Here is a 19,976-nt window from a genome sequence, read left to right on the forward strand (position 1 = left end):
GGGAAGTTTTTAGTCTTTGTTCATGCGCTGTAAAATGGCTTGTTCCACCTTGTCTCCGTATCGCAGGGCCACGAGAAACACCGCCAGCCCCACCAGGCCCATGAGGACCATGGCCCAGGGTGGAATGGAGAGGGCGGAGTCACCCACGCCGCAGGCCACCAGCAGCCCCCAGGGCCGGGCCACCAGGCAGAGGATGAGGAATCGTTTCAGGCTCAGGTCGGTGAGCCCTGCCAGAATACACAGCAGGTCGTCGGGGAAGAAGGGAAAGAGAAAGGCCAGAAAGAGGAACACATCCCGCTTGCGCTGGATGACATCCAAATACTTGCCGGACACTTTCTCACTGACAAACTGGTGGACAAACTTGTGGCCCAGCACCCGGGCCAGGAGAAAGACGATGACAGAGCCCAGCACCACCGCCCCCCAGGTGAGGAGAAAGGCGGGCCAGAATCCAAACATCACAGACCCCACCAGAGCGGTGATGTTGCTGGGGATGGGGGCGACAATCACCGAAATGAGCTGAATGACAAAGTACATCAGGTGGGACCAGGGGGAGAACTGGGCAATATAGGCCTCCATGGCCGACCTGGAATGGAGGGTCTGGAAAAAGCCAGTGGCGTACAGGGCGTAGACGCAGCCGCCCAACAGAGCTATGGTGACAAGCCACAACAGGGCCTGTTTGATACGTGGGTTCACAACTTCCCACCTCCTGGGAAAAGATAGGAATATTGTAGCAGATTGTGTCGGAAATAAAAAGGTGTCAAACCGTTAGGATTTTATCAAGAAAGAGTTAAGATAGGAGAAGAGCCGCCCACACAGGGGCGGCTCTTCTCGGTGTTGTGAGGTCAGTCGATGGCGGTGACCTGATATCCGGCCCCCTCCACGGCGGCCTTGAGGGTGTCAGCGGACACGTCTCCGGTGACGGTGGCGGTGCCGCTTTCCAGATCCACCTGGGCGGACACGCCGGGGATGGCGTTTAGAGCCTGGGTGACGTGGCTCACGCAGTGGGGGCACATCATGCCCTGGATGTGGATGGTTTGAGTCATGGTAGGTTCTTCTCCTTTCAATTCACAGCAGGTGTTCTTGCACACCGCTGGGGTATTCGATTTGGTGGGGCGGAAGCGGCGCAGCCGCAGGGCGTTGGTGACCACGCACACCGAGCTCAGGCTCATGGCAGCCGAGGCCAGCATGGGGGAGAGCTGGAGATGGAACAGGGGATAGAACACCCCGGCGGCCACGGGGATGCAGATGGCGTTGTAGCAGAAGGCCCAGAACAGGTTTTCCTTGATGTTGCGCAGGGTGGCCCGGGATAGCCGCACGGCGGTGACGGCGTCCAGCAGGTCGCTCTTCATCAGTACCAGGTCGGCGGAGTCCAGAGCAATGTCTGAGCCCGCCCCAATGGCAATGCCTACCTCGGCTCGAGCTAGGGCGGGGGCATCGTTGATGCCGTCACCCACCATGGCCACCCGGTGGCCCTGGGCTTGCAGCTGGGCGATGTGGCCCTCCTTCTGGGTGGGCAGTACCTGGGCGATGACCTGAGACACGCCCACCTCCTGGGCGATGGCCTGAGCGGTGGCGGGATGGTCTCCGGTGAGCATCACCACCTCCAGGCCTAACTTCCGCAGTTCAGACACTGCCTGGGCGCTGGTGGGCTTCACGGTGTCCGCCACCCCGATGACCCCCACCAGGGTAGTGCCCTGGGCGAAGTACAGGGGAGTGTGGCCCTTTTCCGTGAGATCCTGGGTGCGCTGGGCCACGGGAGACAGGTCTACCCCTGCCTCTTCCATCATGGCCTGGTTGCCCGCCAGGAAGGGGAGCCCCTGGAGGGTTCCGGTCACGCCCTTACCGTGGACGGCCTGGAAGTCCGTCACCTCCTGGAGAGACAGGTTTTGAGCCTGGGCGTGGGCCACAATGGCCTGGCCCAGGGGGTGCTGGGAGGGGTGCTCCAGGCTGGCGGCGAGGGTGAGCAGTTGGCTTTCGGACAGCTGGCCCACCGGGTACACACCCGTCACCTGGGGCTTGCCCTGGGTGATGGTGCCTGTCTTGTCCAGCACGATGCAGGACACCTTGCCCAGCTGCTCCAGGGCCTGGGCAGACTTGATGAGAATGCCGTTCTGAGCGCCTACTCCGGTGCCCACCATAATAGCCACAGGGGTGGCCAGCCCCAGGGCACAGGGACAGGAGATCACCAGCACCGCCACGGCAGAGGTGAGGGCCTGGGCCACGGTGTGGCCGCTCACCAGCCACACCAGGGCGGTGACCAGGGCAATGCCCATGACCACGGGGACGAAGATACCCGCCACCCGGTCGGCCAGCCGGGAGATGGGGGCCTTGGAGGAGGCGGCCTCCTCCACCAGGGCGATCATCTGGGACAGGGTGGTGTCCTGGCCCACCTGGGTGGCCCGGACGGTGAGCACGCCGGCGCCGTTGAGACAGCCGGACATCACCCGGTCCCCCTCTCCCTTGTCCACCGGGATGGACTCCCCGGTGAGGGGGGACTCGTCCACGCTGGACACCCCAGACACCACCACCCCATCCACGGGGAGGGCGGAGCCGGGGCGAATGAGGAGCAGGTCCCCCACCTGCACCTCCTGGGTGGGGATGGTCACCTCTTGACCGTCCCGCAGCACGGTGGTGGTCTTGGGACTCAAGTCCATGAGCCGGGCAATGGCCTGGCCGGTCTTGCCCTTGGAGCGGGCTTCCAGGAACTTGCCCAGGGTGATGAGGGTGACAATCATAGCCGCCGACTCAAAGTACAGGTCCATGGCGTACCGCTCCACCAGGGCGGTGTCCCCGTGGCCCAGCCCCCAGCCGATGGCGTACAGGGCCACAATGCCGTAGAGCACAGCGGCGGAGGAACCCACGGCGATGAGGGAGTCCATATTGGGGGCCCGATGCCAGAGGGAGCGGAAGCCGTTTACAAAATAAGCCCGGTTGATGATCAGCGGGGGCAGGGTGAGCAAGAAGAGGGTGAGGGCATACACCATGGCGTTTTGGGTGCCGTGGAAAAAGTGGGGTATGGGCCAGCCCATCATGTGTCCCATGGACAGGTAGAACAGGGGGAGGAGGAAGACCAGGGAGGAGATAAAGCGCACCTTCAAGGACTTCTGGGCGTTGGATACAGGAGCGGGAGTGGGGGCGGCTGTTTCCCCCATCACCGTGGCCCCGTATCCGGCCTTGGCCACTGCCTCGCAAATCTGCTGGGCGGTCAGGGGCTCTTTATAGATCACCGACATGGAGTTGCCCAACAGGTTCACCTGCACCTCCTGGACGCCCGCCAGACCCTTCACCGCCTTTTCCACATGGGCAGAGCAGGCGGCGCAGGTCATGCCGGTGACGGAAAACTTCTGTTTCATGGTGGGGCCTCCTTTACAGCAGCTTGCCCAGCGCGGCCACCAGCTCGTCCACCTTTTGGGCTCGCTCCTGGGGGGTGTCCGCCTGCTCCACACAGTGTTTCAGGTGGGCGGTAAGCACTTCCTTGTTGGCCCGGCGCACCAGGGCATCCACCGCTAACAGTTGCTGGGAGATGTCCATACAGTAGCGGTCCTCTTCAATCATGGTTAAAATTCCGTCCAGTTGTCCTCGGGCGGTTTTCAATAGGCGAGTCACGGTTTTGGCATCAGCCATCATGACGCATCCCTCCTTGTGTTGGAATAACACCCCCCTGGGGGGTAGGGTTATCCTAGCACAAACGTAGGAGAAAGTCAAGAAAAAAACGGCGCCGCAAAAGGGGTACCTTTGCGGCGCCGCGTGGGGTTAGCCCTCCAGTTTGCTCTGGGTCTTGGCCATAAACTTCTCTGCGTGGATGATGAAGCGCTCGTGGACGCCGGAGCCGATCTCACCCCGCTCATCGTAGGCGTGGACCTCGAAGGTGACCTTGCGGCCCTCCACAGCGGTGACCACGCTCTCCGCCCACACCTTCATACCCACAGGGGTGGCGGAGGAGTGGGCGATGTTCAGGTGGGTGCCCACAGAGCTCTCACCGGGAGCCAGGCAGGGGATGAGGGAGTCCGAGGCGGCGTTTTCCATCATGGCCACCATATAGGGGGTGGCAAAGACGGGCACCAGACCGGAGCCCACCGCAGTGGCGGTTTTCTCCGGGGTGACCACGGACTCAAAACGGCCCTTGAGGCCGACTTCAATGGACATGGGGATTCCTCCTTTGTGTTGTCTGGACACAGTGTACCCGAAATTTACTCTCTTGACAAGAGAAAAGAGCGGCGCCAACGGACGCCGCCCAAATCAAGAGCACTTTGCTTGGCTCGGGGCCTCGCAGAGTTCCGTCACCCACAGGTGACGAAAAAATCTAAATTGCGTCATTTCCACGGACATGTGCCGGGGAAATGACACTTCTCATGTGGGGTGGAATGACTTTTTCGTCAGAAATCGAGTTCCACCCCACATGCAAGCCTCCTCCCATAGAAGTCCATGGACTTCTATGGGAAGCTTAAAGGCCCAGCTGAATCCACAGATCGTTGTACAGATCGCGGGTCTCCTGGGGGAGCACCACGTAGTTCTCGCACTTTTTCAGCACATCGGCAGAGGGGGCCATGATCTCGTAGAGTTCAGGGTCCAGCTCCTCACCGTAGGTCTCCTTGTAGTACTCGGGGTACTTCTCCAGTGCTTCGGTGTTGGGAGAGGCGTACCAGATATAGTCCATATTGACCAGAGAGGCGTTGGTGGAGGCCATGAAGTTGATCCACTCCTCCGCCTCAGACACATGCTGAGCATTTTTCAGAATGCACCAGGCGTCCACAAACCAGTTGGCCCCCTCCTCGGGGATGACGTAGGCCAGGTCGGAGTTGTTCTCATACATGGACAGGTAGTCGCCGGCGTAGTAGGTGGCGATGGCGGCGTTGCCCTGCTCCATCTTGTTGAACACCTCGTCCATCACCTTGCCCTGGAAGACGCCCCGGCGGGTGGCGTCGGCAATGAGGTCGTAAGCCTGACGAATCTCATCTTCGTTGGTGGTGTTTACCGAGTAGCCCAGGTAGATGAGGGCGTTGCCAAAGGCGTCCCGGGAGTTGTTGATGAGAAGCACGTTGCCACGATTGGCGTCATCGTACAGGGAGGACCAGCTGGTGATCTCGCCGTCCACCATGGTCTTATTGTAGATGATGCCCAGAGTGCCCCAGGTGTAGGGCACGGTGTACTCGTTGTTGGGGTCAAAGGCCAGGTTCTTGAACTGGTCCCCAATGTAGGAGTAGTTGGGGATGTTGTCGTAGTTCAGAGGCTGGAGCATGTCCTCCTCAATGAGCTGGGAGATCATATAGTCGGAGGGGCAGATGACGTCGTAGTTGGCGCCGCCGTTTTTCAGCAGGGAGTACAGGGACTCGTTGCTCTCGGCGGTCTGGTAGTTGACGGTGATGCCCGTCTCCTCCTGGAACTGGGCGATAAGGTCCTCGTCGATATATTCGCCCCAGTTGCACACGTTGAGCACCCGCTTGCCGGTGTTGGTGTCGGCCTCGGGGTCAATGCGCTCAATGGTACAGGCGGAGAAGCAGAAGCCGCCCACCAGCACACAGGCCAGAGCCGCAATGGCTAGCTTTTTCAAAGGTTCATTCCTCCTCGATGAAAATCAATAGACCCGCTTGGCGGCGGCCTTCTCTGCCCGAATTTCCCGGACGTTGACGATGATCAGCAGCACCAGCACCACCCCGAAGAGGATGGTGGACACGGCGTTGATCTCCGGGGTGACACCCTTTTTGGTCATGGAGTAGATCTGCATGGCCAGGGTAGAGGTGGAGGAGCCGGCGGTGAAGTAGGAGATGACGAAGTCGTCCACACTCATGGTGAAGGCGATGAGGGCACCGGAGACAATGCCAGGCATGATCTCCGGCAAAATCACCTTAAAGAAGGCCTGGGGCCAGGTGCAGCCCAGGTCCTGGGCGGCGTCCACCAGGTTTTTGTCCATCTGCCGCAGCTTGGGGGCCACGGAGAGAATGACATAGGGGATGTTAAAGGTGATATGGGCGATGAGCAGGGTACCAAAGCCCAGGGATAGCTGGTGGAAGGTGACCCGGTACTGGGTGCCGAAGAGGTCAATGATGAGCCGATAGTGGGAGGCCAGGTAGTTCCAGCCGCTGAGGGCAGCCACAAAGAACAGGCACATGGCCACGCCGGTGACGATGTCGGCGTTCATCATGGGGATGTTGTTGATGGTGAGCAGGGGCTCCCGGAACTTCCGGCGCATGGAGTACAGGCCAATGGCGCTGAGGGTGCCCACCACCGTGGCAATGAGGGTGGCCAGCACCGACACCAGCAGGGTGTTGTACACGCTCTTGATGATCAGCTGATTTTGGAACAGCTTGGCATACCACCGCAGGGAGAAGCCCTTCCACACCACGCTGGAGTCTGCGGCGTTGAAGGAATAGAAAATGAGCAGCAAAATGGGGGCATAGAGGAAGAAGAACACCACACCGATGAGGATGCGGTTGCCCAGGCTGTTTTTCTTGTTCAGACTCATAGCATCACCGCCTGTTCTTCGCCCTCACCGAAGCGATTCATAATCCACATACAGGCCACCACAATGACCATCATCACCAGGGCGATGGCCGAGCCCAGGTGGGGGTTGTAGGCCCCGCCCAAGAACTGCTGTTCAATGAGGTCGCCCAGCAGCATCTGGATGCCGCCGCCCAACAGCCGGGAGATGGCGAAGGTGGACACAGAGGGGACAAACACCATGGTCACGCCGGAGAGGATGCCGGGCAGGGACAGGGGCAGGATGACCTTGCGGAACACCGTGGCGGTGTCGGCCCCCAGGTCCTGGGCGGCCTCCAGCAGGGTGTTGTCCATTTTGATGAGGGTGGAATAGATGGGCAGCACCATAAAGGGCAGATAGTTGTACACCATACCCACCACCACAGCCCCCTGGGTGCCGATCATCTTGAAATAGTGAATGTCCGTGCCAAAGAGGTTGTTGATGAGATCAAACAGGCCAATGGCAGCAAAAAACTGGTTGATGAGACCGTTGTTTTCCATGATGGACATCATGGAGTAGGTGCGCAGCAGGAAGTTGACCCACATGGGCAGCATGATGAGGAGCATGGCCACCCGCTGGAAGCTCTTGCCCTCTTTGGCCATGGCATAGGACAGGGGATAGCCAATGAGCAGACACACCAAGGTGGCGATGATGGCCAGCTTGAAAGAGCGGGTGAAAATCACCGTAAAGGTGCCCATGCGGGTGAAGTTCTCCCCGGTAAAGGAGAAGTCGGCGGTGGTGAAGGCGTAGATCACCACCATGATGATGGGGGCCACCACAAAGAAGGCCATCCATCCCACATAGGGGATGGCTAGGAGGGAACGCTTATTCTTCATGCCCGTTCTCCTCCTCCTCGGGCTCATAGTCCGCATCGCCGATCTCTTCGTATTCCTCGGAGTAGGAGGAGTAGTCTCCAAACATGCCGGAGTACTCGCTCTTTTTCATCACGTGGATGCAGTCGGGGTCCAGGTGGATGCCGATAACGGTGCCCACGGGGTGGTATTCAGTGGTCTGAATGAGCCACTTAAAGCCATAGAAGTCCACGATGGTGTCGTAGTGGACGCCCTTAAAGGTCACAGAGGTAACGGTGCCCTTGAGCTGGCCCTGGTTCTCCGCCACAATGTCCACATCCTCGGGGCGGATGACCACGTCCACCGGCTCGTCCTTGTCAAAGCCCTTGTCCAGGCAGCGGAACTTCCGGTTGAAGATCTCCACCACCTCGTCGGCCCGCATGATGCCGTCGATGATGTTGGACTCCCCGATGAAGTCGGCCACGAAGGCGTTTTTGGGCTCGTTGTAGATGTCCTCCGGGGTGCCGATCTGCTGGATGCGGCCGCCGTCCATGACCACCACGGTGTCGCTCATGGCCAGAGCTTCCTCCTGGTCGTGGGTGACGTAGATGAAGGTGATGCCCATCTCCTGCTGGATGCGCTTGAGCTCGTTTTGCATGTCCTTGCGCAGGCGCATGTCCAGAGCGCCCAGGGGCTCGTCCAACAGCAGCACCTTGGGCTGGTTGACCAGGGCCCGGGCGATGGCCACCCGCTGCTGCTGGCCGCCGGAGAGGGCGGAGATGGAGCGCTTTTCAAAGCCCTTGAGATTGACGATCTCCAGCATTTCCATCACCCGCTGGTGAATCTCCTTTTCGGGAATCTTCACCTTCTTGGCGGTGGACTTTCCGTTTACCACATTGGTGACGGTTTTGCCCAAGCGCAGGCCAAAGGCCACGTTTTCATACACATTCAGGTGGGGAAACAGGGCGTATTTCTGGAATACGGTATTCACTTCCCGCTTGTGGGGCGGGACATGATTAATCCTCACGCCGTCAAATAAAACATCCCCAGAGGTAGGCGTAAGAAACCCGCCGATGATACGAAGCGTGGTTGTCTTGCCGCACCCACTGGGACCCAGCAGCGTGAGGAACTCTTTATCATTGATATACAGGTTGATGTGGTCCAATACCACGCCATCGTCGTAGGCCATGACGCAGTCTTTCAGGCGGATCAGCTCCTTGGACATGTGTCCTCCCTCATTTCTATGGTTGTTTCTAAAATGTCAGCTCCCTCGATATTTGTCCCGGCCAGTGCCCTCCAGCGGACAGCCCAATTTGGGCCCGGGGTTTCACGGATAGCGAGTTACACTATATTATGTCGATGGAGAAATGTCAATCATTGTTTTGAAAAAAACAGCCCCATTTCCGGTCAAAAAACAGGCCGCCCAAGGGGCGGCCTGTGGGGGTGAATGGCGGAATGTGGAAACTCAATCCTGGGGCGACCATTGAGCGGAAAATTTGGGGAAATACTGGGGGACAAAGTCAATGTCCCGCACTGTCCACTCCATGCCGTTGAGATGGGAAAGGCATCCTCCGTCAGTGGTAAACTCAAAGCGCAGCTTGTAGGAGTACAGGGCCTGATAGCTGCGGCCAAACGGACGGTTGTCCCGCTCGCGGCCGTACTTGCCGTCCCCCAGCAGGGGGTGCCCGGCGGCGGCAAACTGGGCCCGGATCTGGTGGGTGCGCCCGGTGATGAGATCGCACTCTACCAGGGACAGCCCGCCCTCGGTTGCCAGGGTATTATATAAGGTAAGGGCGGTCTTGCCCCCGGGGACCGGGTGGTCGTACACCTTCACCTGGGCCTTGTTCTCATCCTTGAGGATAAAGCCCTTCAGTTCCCCCTTCCGGGGGCGCATCTCTCCCCGGATAACACACAGGTACAGCTTGGTGAGCTCCCGGTCCTTGATCTTCTGGTTCATGATGCGCAGCGCCTCGGCGGTCTTGGCGGCAATGACCAGCCCGCCGGTGTTGCGGTCAATGCGGTTACAAAGGGCGGGGGCAAAGGAGTTCTCCCAGTAGGGGGACCACTCCTTCTTCTGGTAGAGGTAGGCCTGAATGTGGGTCAGCAGGGTATTCACCCGCTCCTGGTCATCGGGGTGCACCACCATACCCGGGCGCTTGTTTAAAAGGAGAATGTGCTCGTCCTCATACACAATGTCCAGCTGGGGCTTGAACACGGAGAGAAACGCATTTTCCCGATTTGGGGTTTGAAAAAATTCGTCGTTGATGTATAATTGTAATACGTCCCCCACTTCCAGGCGCACGTCCCGCTTGGAGCCCTTGCCGTTGCGCTTGACCCGTTTGAGGCGGATGTACTTCTGAGCCAACGGGGCGGGGAGGAGGGGCACGGTCTTGGCCAGCCAGCGGTCCAACCGCTGCCCGGCGTCATTTTTTCCAATGGTAAATTCCTTCAATCACCATCACTCCTGGACTGTCAAGATACTGCCACCAGTGTACCATGATTTTTGGTGAAAAAAAAGAGAGAAAAAATCAAGAAACCATTTGACAAGTGGGAGACTCTTGAGTATAATACCATTTGTGTCGTTATGCGAGGTGTGCCGATGAAACTGGATTTGAAGCAAATTGCCCGTCAGCCGGGCGCCACCCTTCCGTTTTCCTTCCAGATGGACCTAACTCAGCTGGAGTGGAACGGAGACCACCCTGTATCCCAACCTGTCACTGTGGAAGGCAGAGTGCGGAATATGGCGGGGGTGCTGTTGCTCCAGGCCAGCATGGCAACCACCCTGTCCCTCATTTGCGACCGCTGTGCCCAACCCTTTTCCAAGGAGAAGACGGTGGACTTTGAGTCCATGCTGGCTACCGAATTGGAAGACGAGGAAAATGATGATATCATTTTGCTGGATGGGGAGATGCAGCTGGATCTGGAGGAGTTGCTGGGTGACGTGTTCCTCCTGAATATGGACACGAAGAATCTCTGCTCTCCAGACTGCAAGGGGCTGTGTCCGGGCTGCGGTGCAGACCTGAACCATGAGCCTTGCCGTTGCAAGAAGGAGATTGATCCCCGTCTGTCCAAGCTAGCCCAGCTGTTGGGTCAGGACGGATGATTTGTAATGTTATGTCTGCGGACATTGACCGATAAGGAGGTGTCAAAATGGCCGTCCCTAAGAGTAAAGTATCCAAGCAGCGCAGAAACAAGCGTCGCAGCTCCGTGTGGAAGCTGGAGACTCCCGGTGTCAACACCTGCCCCAAGTGCGGTGCTGTCCGCCTGCCTCACCGCGTCTGCAAGAACTGCATGACCTACAATGGTCGTGAGGTTACTGTGAGCGAGTGATCGCCTGTGATGAAAAAGAGGCTGTTGCAAAGTGCGCTTTGCGACAGCCTCTTTTACGTACTTTTCTGGTGAAAGGGCTGAAAAGCCTGGTTTTGTCAAAATTTGCTTTTCATAGTCTGTGAAGTTTGATATACTGACTGTTAACAATATAAAATAATCTGATCTTTTCGAGTAAGGAGGGATTTTCATGGCGAGACCATTGGTGGCCATTGTGGGCCGCCCCAACGTGGGTAAGTCCATGCTGTTTAATAAGCTGACGGGAAAGCGCCTGTCCATCGTGGAAGACACCCCCGGCGTCACCCGCGACCGCCTCTACGCCCAGGCCGAGTGGCTGGGCCGCACCTTCGATCTGGTGGACACCGGCGGCATTGAGCCCGGCACCGACAACGAGATTCTGTCCTTTATGCGTCTCCAGGCGGAGATTGCCATTGAGTCGGCCACGGTGATCATCTTTGTCTGCGACATCCGCACCGGCATGACCGCCGCCGACCAGGAGGTGGCTGGTATGCTCCAGCGCGCCAAGAAGCCGGTGATTCTGGCGGTGAACAAGATGGACTCCACCGGACCCACCAACCCGGACATCTACGAGTTCTATAACCTGGGTCTGGGTGACCCCTATCCCATCTCCGCCGTCCACGGCCACGGCACCGGCGATCTGCTGGACGCCTGCCTGTCCTACTTCCCCCCCGAGGAGGACGAAGAGGAGGACGACGATGTGGTGAAAGTGGCCATCATCGGCAAGCCCAACGTGGGTAAGTCCTCCCTCACCAACCGGATTCTGGGCCAGGAGCGGGTTATCGTCTCCAACGTGGCGGGTACCACCCGAGATGCCGTGGACAGCTACTTTGAAAACGAGACGGGCAAGTATCTCATCATCGACACCGCCGGTATGCGCAAGAAGTCCAAGGTGGACGACCGCATCGAGAAGTTCTCGGTGCTCCGGGCCACCATGGCCATTGAGCGCAGCGATGTGTGCCTCATTATGATCGACGCCCAAGAGGGTGTCACCGAGCAGGACACCAAGGTAGCGGGCCTGGCCCACGAGGCGGGCAAGGCCTGTATCATCGTGGTCAACAAGTGGGACGCCATTGAGAAGGACGACAAGACCATGAAGCGCATGGAGGACGAGGTGCGCCGGGATCTGTCCTATATGACCTACGCGCCCATCCTGTTTATCTCCGCCATGACGGGCCAGCGGGTGGACCGCCTGTTCCAGGTCATCCAGAACGTGGTCAACCAGGCCACCATGCGCATCCCCACCGGTGTGCTCAACTCGGTGCTGGCCGATGCCCAGACCCGGGTGCAGCCGCCCACGGACAAGGGCCGCCGCCTGAAGATCTACTATATGACTCAGGTGGGCGTCAAGCCTCCCCACTTCGTCATTTTCTGCAACGATGCCAAGCTGTTCCACTTTTCCTATCAGCGTTATATCGAGAACCAAATTCGTGCCACCTTCGGACTGGTGGGCACTCCGGTGCGCATCACCATCCGGCAAAAGGGTGATAAGGAGGAGTAAGTCGTGCTGAACTATGTGTTGGACTCTGCCCATGTGTCCGGGGGCTGGCTGGCCCTGGCGGCGGTGGGCATTGCAGTGCTGGCCTACTTTTTGGGCTGCTTCAACGGGGCCGTGGTGGTGTCCCGGTACATCCTCCGGGACGACGTGCGCAACCACGGCAGCGGAAACGCAGGTCTGACCAACTTCTACCGCACCTTCGGCGGCCCCTTGACCCTGGTGGTCATCCTCTCGGACGCCGTCAAGGCGGTGGTGGCGGTGCTATTTGCCATGTGGATTGCAGGCTCCATCTCCCCTGAGCTCATCACCTTGAGTAAGTACTGGGCGGGCATGTTCTGCCTGCTGGGCCACATGTTCCCTGTGACCTTCCAGTTCCGGGGCGGCAAGGGCATTCTGTCCGGCGGCACCATCGCCCTGATGATAGACTGGCGGGTGGCTCTGGTGGTGTGGGGCGGCTTCCTCATCCTGGCCATTGCCACCCGGTATGTGTCCCTGGGCTCCTGCTGGGCCGGCCTGTCCTTCCCCTTTGTCACCTGGTTTGTCTACCAGGATGAGCTCATCACCGTGCTGGCGGTCATCATCGGCGGCCTGATTTTGTGGAAACACCGGGGCAATATGGTGCGCATCGTCCAGGGCACCGAGTCCAAGTTCACCCTGCACAAGAAAAAGGAAGCGGAGGCGGAACCGGAAGCGCCTGTCCCCTCGGAAGAGATAGGGGAGACGATGGAGGAGCAGGGTGAGCCTGAGACTCCCGCCGATCAGGCCTCTGCCGAGGAAGAACATGCCGACCAAGCGGAAGAGGAGACCTCCGAGCAGGAGGAGGAATCTTCCACACAGGAGGAAGCATCTGAGGAAGTGTCCGACGACCAGGAAGAGAAGAAGCTTCAGGAGGGTGAGGCATGAACATCACCGTGGTAGGCAGCGGCGGCTGGGGAACGGCCCTGGCTCTGGTGCTGCTGGAAAATGGACACCAGGTGTCCATGTGGTGCCGCCGAGCGGAGAAATGCCAAGAGATGCAGGAGAGCCGGGAGAATCCCGTGCTCCCTGGGGTGAAGTTGCCCCAGGAGCTGGAGCTGACCTGTGACCTGAACGTCCTGACCCAAAGCCAAGTGGTGGTCCTGGCCACCCCCTCCTTTGCCGTGCGTGCCACCTCCAAGCAGATTGCCCCCTATCTCAAGGCGGGCACTGTGCTGGTGAGCGTGGCCAAGGGCATTGAAAAAGACAGCTGTCTGCTGCTCCACCAGGTCATTGAGGAGGAGATTCCCAACTGCCCTGTGGTGGTGCTCTCCGGTCCCTCCCACGCCGAAGAGGTGGCCCGTGGGCTGCCTACAGGTGTGGTGGTGGCCTCGGAGAACAAGGATGCGGCGCTGTTGGCTCAGGACATCTTTATGAACCGCAACATGCGCCTGTACACCTCCCCGGACATTCTGGGGGTGGAGATCGGGGCGGCCCTGAAAAACGTGGTGGCCCTGTGCACCGGCTGCTGTGTGGGCATGGGCTACGGAGACAACACCAAGGCCCTCATCATGACTCGGGCCCTCACCGAGATGGCCCGCCTGGGTGTGGCCATGGGGGCCAACAAGGAGACCTTTGCCGGGCTGTCCGGCCTGGGCGACCTCATTGTCACCTGTACCTCCATGCACTCCCGTAACTGCCGGGCGGGCATTGCCATCGGCAAGGGCACGCCTGTGGCTGAGGCCGTGGGTGGCAAGGACGGTACGGTGGTGGAGGGCTATTATGCCGCGGCCTCCGCCCGCCAACTGGCCCACAAGATGGGCGTGGAAATGCCCATCGCCGAGGGCGCCTATCAGGTGCTCTATGAGGGCAAGGACCCCCATGTAATTCTGGGCCAGCTCATGGTGCGGGAGCGCCGCTCCGAGCTGGAGCTGGAAGAGATCTGGCTGTAAAATTCCATAAAAATGCAGTGCAGAGGGATGGAGACATCCCCCTGCACTTTTTTAGCTTGAAATACAAAATTTACAAATTATGCCCGTTATGTTACAATGCATGGGAATGACTATGGTGCTCAGGGAGGTGATGTGATGGAACCGGCTCAAGACAACTTTTTGGAAGACCTCTTCTGCAAATGCTATCACGATCTGATGGCCTATGCAAATACATGTCTGGGCAACCCTGATTTGGCGGAAGATATGGTGCAGGATACCTTCCACGAGGCCACCAATCAGGTTGACTGTCTTCTGGAACACCCGTATCCAGAACGATGGCTGATCAAGACTCTGAAGTTCAAGATATGTAATTATTCCAGGACCCAGAGCCGTCACCGGAAATACCTGGTGGAGTGTCTGGATTTGACGGTAATTCCTTCGGGGGAATCTGTGGAACAGCTGGTAATGGAAAAGGAGGAACAGCCTCTTTTTCAGCGGCTGCGCAAAGTCTTGGAAGAAGAGGAAGTCTCTTTCCTTGTGGATGCCACGTTAAAAAACTACTCTCATGCCCAGTTGGCCGAGAAATACGGCCTGACGGTATGGGCCAGCGCCAAGCGTTTGTCCCGAATTCGAGAAAAATTGCTCACAGAATTTCCCGAGCACAGACACCGAAAAAAAGAATGAAAAAGTATGTCAGGATGGAGCAGGCTCGTACATGATAGAAGTGAAGGGAGGTGCTTCGTGTGGAGAATCAACCCGTACCAACGAAATATCGGGAATTAGAGTTGTTGGACACAGAGACGCTGAAAGAGTTGATTCGCACCGATTGTTACACGGAAGATTTGGATGAAGAGTGCATCCTCTATGCCTTGCGCATCATTTCCAGCAGAGAGCACCCACAGCCGGACCGGGCTCAGGAGGTGGACCGGGCTTGGAGACGGTTCCAAGAGGAATACTGCACGCCGGAGGGGGAGGGGCAGTCCCTGTATGACAGCACGCCCCAGCTGGAGCAGCACGAAGAGGAATCCCCTCGAAAACGGCGTTCTCTGCGGCGGCTTCCCAGAAGGGTGGCTGTGGTGGCCGCTGTCATTTGTACCCTATTTGCCACGATGCTTGTGGCTCAGGCCGCCGGACTGGACCTGTGGGGCGTTATCGTCCAATGGTCGGAAGAAACCTTCCGCTTTACGTACCAGGGGGACGTCCCTTCCTCCAGCTGGATGGAGGGTCAAGAGGAGCTGGAGGGCATGGAGTTCGACGACTATCTGCCTACCTGGATTCCCGAAGGATATGCTGTGGAAGATGTTCAGACCTACGAGTTGCGGGACCAGTCCACAGATATCATACTGTTTAGCGGAGAGAATTTGCCAGCCTTCTACCTGTCTGTGGATGTCTATGATGGTTTAGAGAAGATGCAATATGCAACCTTCGAGAAGGACGATGCCCCCGTTCGGGAGCAACGGCTATCCAACGGGGCGACCGTGTACTTTTATACAAACGGTGGAGATGAGCAGTCACTACTTCAATATCAGAACGTGATTTGCTCCATTTCCGGCGACATATCAGAGGAGTCGGTAATAAAAATCTATGAATCTATAGAGGCGGTGGAATAAGATGAGAAGATGTAGGCTATTGCTTATGTTGTTCGTATCTGCTGTACTGATTTGCAGTGTGGGGACGCAGGCCCATGCTCAGACCCGTGCCAGTGATTATGTTGCATGGTATTCCGTTTCTTCGTATCAAGGGGAAAAACGTGGACAGATTGATATTGAATGTAATATCAGAGCCAAGTGGGCGGTACCCAAAATTGGAGTTTTAAAAATTGAGATTTATCAGGCTAATGGCGATCATGTGACCACCATACAGGGATCCACATCTAATGGGCTGCTCTCCCCCAAAAGTAGTCTTGCTCACATCGTGACCTATACATACAACGGGGTGCCCGGCACCACCTACTATGCAAAGGTCACCCTGTGTGCTGGCAGCAACAGCGATTATGACACGAGAAATGTGCAGACCCAGAAAGTGACTGCGCCGTACTAAATTTCGCAGAAGTCAAAACTGAGAACAAAAAGGGAGCCAGAACAGCTAAAAGAGTTGTTCTGACTCCTTTTTTGTACAAGTAACTTAATAACATGGATGATGCATGACGGGTGCTCAATCAATTTCTATAAAAATTTTAAAAATATCCAAAATTTTGTGTCAGGATTGCCCACCATGCGACATGATATAGACAAAGGAAAGTCAGAGAGAGTTTGCTTAGTTTCAGAGCGACCTTTTTACAGAATGTGGTAACCCTGCGATGTGCCGCAACTTTATTATGAAAGGAGGGAGGCGCAGCGTTCCAGCGATGCGGCAGTCACAAAGTAATATTCACACACATCAAATAAAGTAAGGAGGAATAATCATGAAAAAAGCTGGAAAACTCGTGACAGGTCTGTTGGGATTGGCTATGGCTGCGGTGACCATTTTGCCATGTGCAGCAAGTACGGTATATACCCATGACATAGAGATACCTGCACATATGGTTTGGACAAAGATTTATGGTGCAGAGCGCAGTCAAAAGAACAAAGAGGTCAAAGCTCGCTGTAATAGCGTAGAGCCGCCCAAGGCGAATTGGGATACTTTTACGAAAATTCGTTGCAGAGTTGTCAATGGAATGAAGGAACCGATAACTGAAAAAAAAGAGTATGTGCTTGAAGAAGGGAAGGGCTACGTATCCATGGAGTTGTTGAATGGATATTTAGATGTATACTCTGTTTCCTTCCAATTTCGTGGAAATTCTGAGTCGGCGGCCATTGCCAATGTAAGTTATTGGGGATGGTAGGCAAGGAGTTTTTGAAAAGAAATGGTCAGGTGATGAATGAAATAGATAGTTAGGATGGAGAGAGGAGAAATCTTATGATTCGTACGACACGGTCACAAATCGCCTTCCTGCTGCGACAGAAGGAGTCGGTGCTGATCTTTTGTGTCCTGATGCTGCTGGTACTGGCCAACTTTGTGACCAATTGCCGAGAGTTCTGGGGAAGTGATGTTTTGGAGTTGGCTCACACCACCAAGATGGGGCTGTTGAGTTGGAACCATGTTTCATACAGTGCGGATTTAACCATGATATTGCTTCAATTATATCCCCTATTGGTGGTGTGTCCGGCAGGGTTTGTCCTGGCCAAGGAGCGGGGGACCCAGGAGCATGTACTGATGATCACCCGCGTGGGCAGTGGAGCGTACTACTTCAGTAAGATTCTCTCCGCCTTTGTCGTGACCGCGGTGGTGTTTACCCTTCCCTTCTTGTTAGAAATCCTCCTCCATGTCATCGCTTTTTCCGCCAAGCCTGCTGGGGATTTTGTGTACGGGGATGCCTATGAAGAAAATTATATTGCCGTGGTGCGGCAGTATCTGTTTTCTGATTTGTTCGTCCGGTCTCCGTACCTGTATGCGGTGGTGAAAACACTGATCTTTGGCCTTTTTTCCGGGTTGATGGGGGCCTTTAGTGTGGCGGTGTCCGCACTGTACCGCGTAAAATACCGCATCACCGTACTGCTCCCCTCGTTTCTTCTTCTCAATCTCAGTGCTTATGCTCCAATGCTGCTTAGAAGGAAAACTGCCTCATATGTATGGTATACCTTTTTTATGTTGCATGAGGAGGCGCAGAAGAATTTTGTGGTATTCTCCGTGGCCTTGGTGCTGATTGTGCTCGTGACAGTAGGTGGAATGTTCTGGGCCAGCAGGAGGGATCAATTATGATGAGGCTGCGCACCTATGGATGGTATATGGTTATGGCGGCGGTGTGCGGAATATTTCTGAGCTGTGCTCGTATCAACCCTATGGAGGGGGCAATTCCCCTCCATATCTTGGTGTTACAACTTTCAGGCTCACGAGGAACATTCACGATGGGACTTAATTATAGAGAAGGTCTAGAATTTGGCATCTTGTTGCTTCCCTTCTTTCTTTACCAGTTCTACGGGGGTATCCAGCTGTACCGCCAGTTCTGCGTGGCCAGCGTGTACGTCTTCTCTCGTACTACCAACCGAGTGAAGTGGTATTTCACGGAGTTGTGGGGGATGTGCAAGGGGCTTTTGGTGCTCCAGGTCTTTCTCCAGGGTGCTACCCTTCTGGTGGCTGCTCTGCGCTGGGACGTGGTGTGGACCACGGAAGGGTGGATTCTGATGGGAATACATGTGCTCCTCTTCACTTTGTGGACCTTCACTATGGCCTTGGGGGTGAACCTGCTGGCCCTCATCTGGGGGAGCAGCGCTGGATTTCTGGTGATGTTTGCGCTCCAGGCGGGCATGCTTGCGGCGCTGTGCACGGGGGCGAAGCTGGAGCCTACCGACCCCGCTTTGGCCAGGCTGCTGCTACTGGACCCCATTTCCCGGCTAGTGCTGGGGTGGCAAAGTGGCGGTGCTTTTGGTTTAGAGGGTGCTTTGCCTGCGGAATACGGCCATGTGCTCACCGTGTCCGGTTCCCTGCTGCTGCTGGTATTGAGCTTGGCGGCCGTGGTGGTGCTGGGTCTGATGGTAATTCAGAACAAGGACATTCTGGTGTCCAACCTTGAGACGGGAGGGGTATAGGATGATTTTGACCGCAGAACACATCTCCAAGACCATTCGAGGCCGGGAGATTCTACACGATGTGAGCCTGGAGCTCCACAGCGGCAAGGTATACGGTTTTGTGGGCCGCAACGGCTCGGGCAAGACCATGCTGTTCCGGGCCCTGTCCGGTCTTATGGGCCTCACCTCCGGGACCGTGCGGTGGGGAGACCAGGTGCTGAAACGAGACTTTGCGGTACTGCCTAACCTGGGTATCGTGCTGGAGAATGTGGGACTATACCCAAATCTCACAGGGTTAGAAAATCTGCGCTATCTGGCCAATATCCGAAAGAAGTGCACCCAGGAGGACTTGCGGGTGGTGCTGGAGCGGGTGGGGTTGAATCCCGATGACAAGCGCACCTACGGGAAATACTCTCTGGGCATGAAACAGCGACTGGCCATCGCCCAGGCCATCATGGAGAAGCCGGACGTGCTCATGCTGGACGAGCCCACCAACGCCCTGGACAGCGAGGCGGTAGCCCAGGTACGGGACATCATCACCCAGGAGAAGGAGCGGGGGGCTCTGGTGCTCTTGGCCAGCCACAACTATGAGGACATCCGTCTGCTCTCTGACCAGGTGTATTGCTTGGCCAGTGGCAGGCTGAGAGAGGAGGGCGTGGGATGAAAATGCGGTGGGTGCTGTTGCCTCTGGCAGCCTTGATGGTGGCTTCCATCGTGTGCGCTGGGGTCACCAGATCCTCTATTACAGACTATACCGCCCAAGAGAACTGGCAGGAATATTTCCAAGTAGGAGAGATACCAGAAGAACTTTGGGAAACAAACTGTGCTCTAATGAAGGAATACTTGCCCCAAGCGCCATATATTTTACGAGTTGAGGTACTGGGAGACCTGGAAATTATGCATGGAATCAACCAGCAGAAAGTAAAGGTGACCCATATTTACGCTGGAGAAGGTATAGGGGAGGGGCAGGAGTTCTATTTGTATGCCGATGGATGGAGAGTGGTTGTTCGTTCTGTCAAGAGTATCGAGCGAAACTTTATTAATATTTTAGAAGTGGGCCGGGAGTACCTAGTATTTTTGGAGAAGAAAATGGAAATACTGGATTCCCCGCTCCCGGTCTACAGCTGCTATGATGAAGTCTGGGATACTTCTAATGGTAGTGGGGAGAAAGTTTGTGATTTCTATGTTTCTCCTATATTTTCCTATGATTACAAGGAAAATGTAGCGATTCAACCTTCAACGGATACGAACACCTATGTTCCGTACACCCAGGTGAAGGACAATGAATTTTTTGGTACAACTCAAAAGTCCATTGGGCTCTGGGAGCAGCTCAAAGCGGAGATGCTCCAGAGATATCCCCGCTGACACATTACCCATACAACGACGAAAGCCCTGTACCATGCGGTACAGGGCTTTGAGTCATGAGTGTAT

At 56.5% G+C, this 19,976-nt stretch carries 22 protein-coding genes; 13 read left to right on the forward strand and 9 right to left on the reverse strand.

What is annotated here, in order from left to right; all coding sequences use genetic code 11:
• Positions 1 to 9: 9 nt before the first annotated feature.
• From B5F22_RS01915 to B5F22_RS01955, 9 genes are all read right to left on the reverse strand, one after another.
• On the reverse strand, positions 10 to 693 hold the full coding sequence (locus B5F22_RS01915) for a VTT domain-containing protein (RefSeq protein ID WP_242955033.1): 684 nt from the start codon (positions 691 to 693) through the stop codon (positions 10 to 12).
• Positions 694 to 842: 149 nt separating this feature from the next.
• Complete coding sequence (locus tag B5F22_RS01920; RefSeq protein ID WP_087390207.1) at positions 843 to 3,353, reverse strand: heavy metal translocating P-type ATPase; 2,511 nt, start codon at positions 3,351 to 3,353, stop codon at positions 843 to 845.
• A 13-nt stretch (positions 3,354 to 3,366) separates the two neighbouring features.
• Positions 3,367 to 3,627, reverse strand: coding sequence for a metal-sensing transcriptional repressor (locus B5F22_RS01925; protein ID WP_087229000.1), 261 nt, complete (start codon positions 3,625 to 3,627; stop codon positions 3,367 to 3,369).
• Positions 3,628 to 3,753: 126 nt separating this feature from the next.
• Entirely contained in the window at positions 3,754 to 4,146 is a 393-nt protein-coding gene (locus B5F22_RS01930; RefSeq protein WP_087369666.1) for a thioesterase family protein, read from the reverse strand.
• 298 nt (positions 4,147 to 4,444) lie between these two features.
• A complete protein-coding gene (locus B5F22_RS01935; protein ID WP_087390210.1) occupies positions 4,445 to 5,551 on the reverse strand; it encodes an ABC transporter substrate-binding protein in 1,107 nt (368 codons plus the stop codon).
• 24 nt (positions 5,552 to 5,575) lie between these two features.
• A complete protein-coding gene (locus tag B5F22_RS01940) occupies positions 5,576 to 6,463 on the reverse strand; it encodes an ABC transporter permease (protein WP_087228990.1) in 888 nt (295 codons plus the stop codon).
• Entirely contained in the window at positions 6,460 to 7,314 is an 855-nt protein-coding gene (locus B5F22_RS01945; protein WP_087228986.1) for an ABC transporter permease, read from the reverse strand. The genes B5F22_RS01940 and B5F22_RS01945 overlap by 4 nt, the downstream gene beginning before the upstream one ends.
• A complete protein-coding gene (locus B5F22_RS01950) occupies positions 7,304 to 8,494 on the reverse strand; it encodes an ABC transporter ATP-binding protein (protein ID WP_087228983.1) in 1,191 nt (396 codons plus the stop codon). The genes B5F22_RS01945 and B5F22_RS01950 overlap by 11 nt, the downstream gene beginning before the upstream one ends.
• 240 nt (positions 8,495 to 8,734) lie before the next feature.
• Positions 8,735 to 9,721, reverse strand: a complete 987-nt coding sequence (locus B5F22_RS01955; RefSeq protein WP_087390213.1) for an RluA family pseudouridine synthase — start codon at positions 9,719 to 9,721, stop codon at positions 8,735 to 8,737.
• 147 nt (positions 9,722 to 9,868) lie between these two features.
• Between B5F22_RS01955 and B5F22_RS01960 the strand changes: the two genes are divergently transcribed.
• The 13 genes from B5F22_RS01960 to B5F22_RS02020 all read left to right on the forward strand — a co-directional run bounded on the left by B5F22_RS01960 (position 9,869) and on the right by B5F22_RS02020 (position 19,910).
• The gene (locus B5F22_RS01960) at positions 9,869 to 10,372 is read left to right on the forward strand and encodes a DUF177 domain-containing protein (RefSeq protein ID WP_087228977.1); all 504 of its coding nucleotides are present in this window, start codon (positions 9,869 to 9,871) and stop codon (positions 10,370 to 10,372) included.
• Between the two features lie 47 nt (positions 10,373 to 10,419).
• Positions 10,420 to 10,599: a 50S ribosomal protein L32 gene (rpmF, locus tag B5F22_RS01965; protein ID WP_087228973.1), complete on the forward strand. Its 180-nt coding sequence runs from the start codon at positions 10,420 to 10,422 to the stop codon at positions 10,597 to 10,599.
• A gap of 187 nt (positions 10,600 to 10,786) precedes the next feature.
• The gene (gene der, locus B5F22_RS01970) at positions 10,787 to 12,115 is read left to right on the forward strand and encodes a ribosome biogenesis GTPase Der (RefSeq protein WP_087390216.1); all 1,329 of its coding nucleotides are present in this window, start codon (positions 10,787 to 10,789) and stop codon (positions 12,113 to 12,115) included.
• A 3-nt stretch (positions 12,116 to 12,118) separates the two neighbouring features.
• Positions 12,119 to 13,015 carry a glycerol-3-phosphate acyltransferase gene (locus B5F22_RS01975; RefSeq protein WP_087390219.1) on the forward strand — a complete coding sequence of 299 codons (897 nt, stop codon included), beginning with the start codon at positions 12,119 to 12,121 and terminating at the stop codon, positions 13,013 to 13,015.
• A complete protein-coding gene (locus tag B5F22_RS01980; RefSeq protein ID WP_087390225.1) occupies positions 13,012 to 14,019 on the forward strand; it encodes an NAD(P)H-dependent glycerol-3-phosphate dehydrogenase in 1,008 nt (335 codons plus the stop codon). The genes B5F22_RS01975 and B5F22_RS01980 overlap by 4 nt, the downstream gene beginning before the upstream one ends.
• A 135-nt stretch (positions 14,020 to 14,154) precedes the next feature.
• Positions 14,155 to 14,682, forward strand: a complete 528-nt coding sequence (locus B5F22_RS01985) for a sigma-70 family RNA polymerase sigma factor (RefSeq protein ID WP_242955042.1) — start codon at positions 14,155 to 14,157, stop codon at positions 14,680 to 14,682.
• A 59-nt stretch (positions 14,683 to 14,741) separates the two neighbouring features.
• The gene (locus tag B5F22_RS01990; RefSeq protein ID WP_087390231.1) at positions 14,742 to 15,608 is read left to right on the forward strand and encodes a DUF4367 domain-containing protein; all 867 of its coding nucleotides are present in this window, start codon (positions 14,742 to 14,744) and stop codon (positions 15,606 to 15,608) included.
• Positions 15,609 to 15,633: 25 nt separating this feature from the next.
• Positions 15,634 to 16,038, forward strand: a complete 405-nt coding sequence (locus B5F22_RS12205; RefSeq protein WP_158096577.1) for a hypothetical protein — start codon at positions 15,634 to 15,636, stop codon at positions 16,036 to 16,038.
• 364 nt (positions 16,039 to 16,402) lie between these two features.
• Positions 16,403 to 16,822, forward strand: a complete 420-nt coding sequence (locus tag B5F22_RS02000) for a hypothetical protein (protein ID WP_087390237.1) — start codon at positions 16,403 to 16,405, stop codon at positions 16,820 to 16,822.
• A gap of 74 nt (positions 16,823 to 16,896) precedes the next feature.
• A complete protein-coding gene (locus B5F22_RS02005) occupies positions 16,897 to 17,739 on the forward strand; it encodes a hypothetical protein (protein WP_087390240.1) in 843 nt (280 codons plus the stop codon).
• A 146-nt stretch (positions 17,740 to 17,885) separates the two neighbouring features.
• A complete protein-coding gene (locus B5F22_RS02010) occupies positions 17,886 to 18,566 on the forward strand; it encodes a hypothetical protein (protein WP_143482155.1) in 681 nt (226 codons plus the stop codon).
• Between the two features lies 1 nt (position 18,567).
• Entirely contained in the window at positions 18,568 to 19,209 is a 642-nt protein-coding gene (locus tag B5F22_RS02015) for an ABC transporter ATP-binding protein (RefSeq protein ID WP_087390247.1), read from the forward strand.
• Positions 19,206 to 19,910 carry a hypothetical protein gene (locus B5F22_RS02020; protein WP_087390250.1) on the forward strand — a complete coding sequence of 235 codons (705 nt, stop codon included), beginning with the start codon at positions 19,206 to 19,208 and terminating at the stop codon, positions 19,908 to 19,910. The genes B5F22_RS02015 and B5F22_RS02020 overlap by 4 nt, the downstream gene beginning before the upstream one ends.
• Positions 19,911 to 19,976: the final 66 nt, after the last annotated feature.

The organism is Pseudoflavonifractor sp. An187, assembly GCF_002160275.1.
Classification (GTDB): Bacteria; Bacillota; Clostridia; order Oscillospirales; family Oscillospiraceae; genus Enterenecus; species Enterenecus faecium.

Bases quoted from the DNA above. Each gene is read 5' to 3' on its own strand.
- B5F22_RS01920 (WP_087390207.1), bottom strand. From the start codon at position 3,353: ATGAAACAGAAGTTTTCCGTCACCGGCATGACCTGCGCCGCCTGCTCT.
- B5F22_RS01925 (WP_087229000.1), bottom strand. From the start codon at position 3,627: ATGATGGCTGATGCCAAAACCGTGACTCGCCTATTGAAAACCGCCCGA.
- B5F22_RS01930 (WP_087369666.1), bottom strand. From the start codon at position 4,146: ATGTCCATTGAAGTCGGCCTCAAGGGCCGTTTTGAGTCCGTGGTCACC.
- B5F22_RS01940 (WP_087228990.1), bottom strand. From the start codon at position 6,463: ATGAGTCTGAACAAGAAAAACAGCCTGGGCAACCGCATCCTCATCGGT.
- B5F22_RS01945 (WP_087228986.1), bottom strand. From the start codon at position 7,314: ATGAAGAATAAGCGTTCCCTCCTAGCCATCCCCTATGTGGGATGGATG.
- B5F22_RS01950 (WP_087228983.1), bottom strand. From the start codon at position 8,494: ATGTCCAAGGAGCTGATCCGCCTGAAAGACTGCGTCATGGCCTACGAC.
- B5F22_RS01960 (WP_087228977.1), top strand. From the start codon at position 9,869: ATGAAACTGGATTTGAAGCAAATTGCCCGTCAGCCGGGCGCCACCCTT.
- rpmF (WP_087228973.1), top strand. From the start codon at position 10,420: ATGGCCGTCCCTAAGAGTAAAGTATCCAAGCAGCGCAGAAACAAGCGT.
- der (WP_087390216.1), top strand. From the start codon at position 10,787: ATGGCGAGACCATTGGTGGCCATTGTGGGCCGCCCCAACGTGGGTAAG.
- B5F22_RS01980 (WP_087390225.1), top strand. From the start codon at position 13,012: ATGAACATCACCGTGGTAGGCAGCGGCGGCTGGGGAACGGCCCTGGCT.
- B5F22_RS01985 (WP_242955042.1), top strand. From the start codon at position 14,155: ATGGAACCGGCTCAAGACAACTTTTTGGAAGACCTCTTCTGCAAATGC.
- B5F22_RS12205 (WP_158096577.1), top strand. From the start codon at position 15,634: ATGTTGTTCGTATCTGCTGTACTGATTTGCAGTGTGGGGACGCAGGCC.
- B5F22_RS02000 (WP_087390237.1), top strand. From the start codon at position 16,403: ATGAAAAAAGCTGGAAAACTCGTGACAGGTCTGTTGGGATTGGCTATG.
- B5F22_RS02005 (WP_087390240.1), top strand. From the start codon at position 16,897: ATGATTCGTACGACACGGTCACAAATCGCCTTCCTGCTGCGACAGAAG.
- B5F22_RS02010 (WP_143482155.1), top strand. From the start codon at position 17,886: ATGGGACTTAATTATAGAGAAGGTCTAGAATTTGGCATCTTGTTGCTT.
- B5F22_RS02015 (WP_087390247.1), top strand. From the start codon at position 18,568: ATGATTTTGACCGCAGAACACATCTCCAAGACCATTCGAGGCCGGGAG.
- B5F22_RS02020 (WP_087390250.1), top strand. From the start codon at position 19,206: ATGAAAATGCGGTGGGTGCTGTTGCCTCTGGCAGCCTTGATGGTGGCT.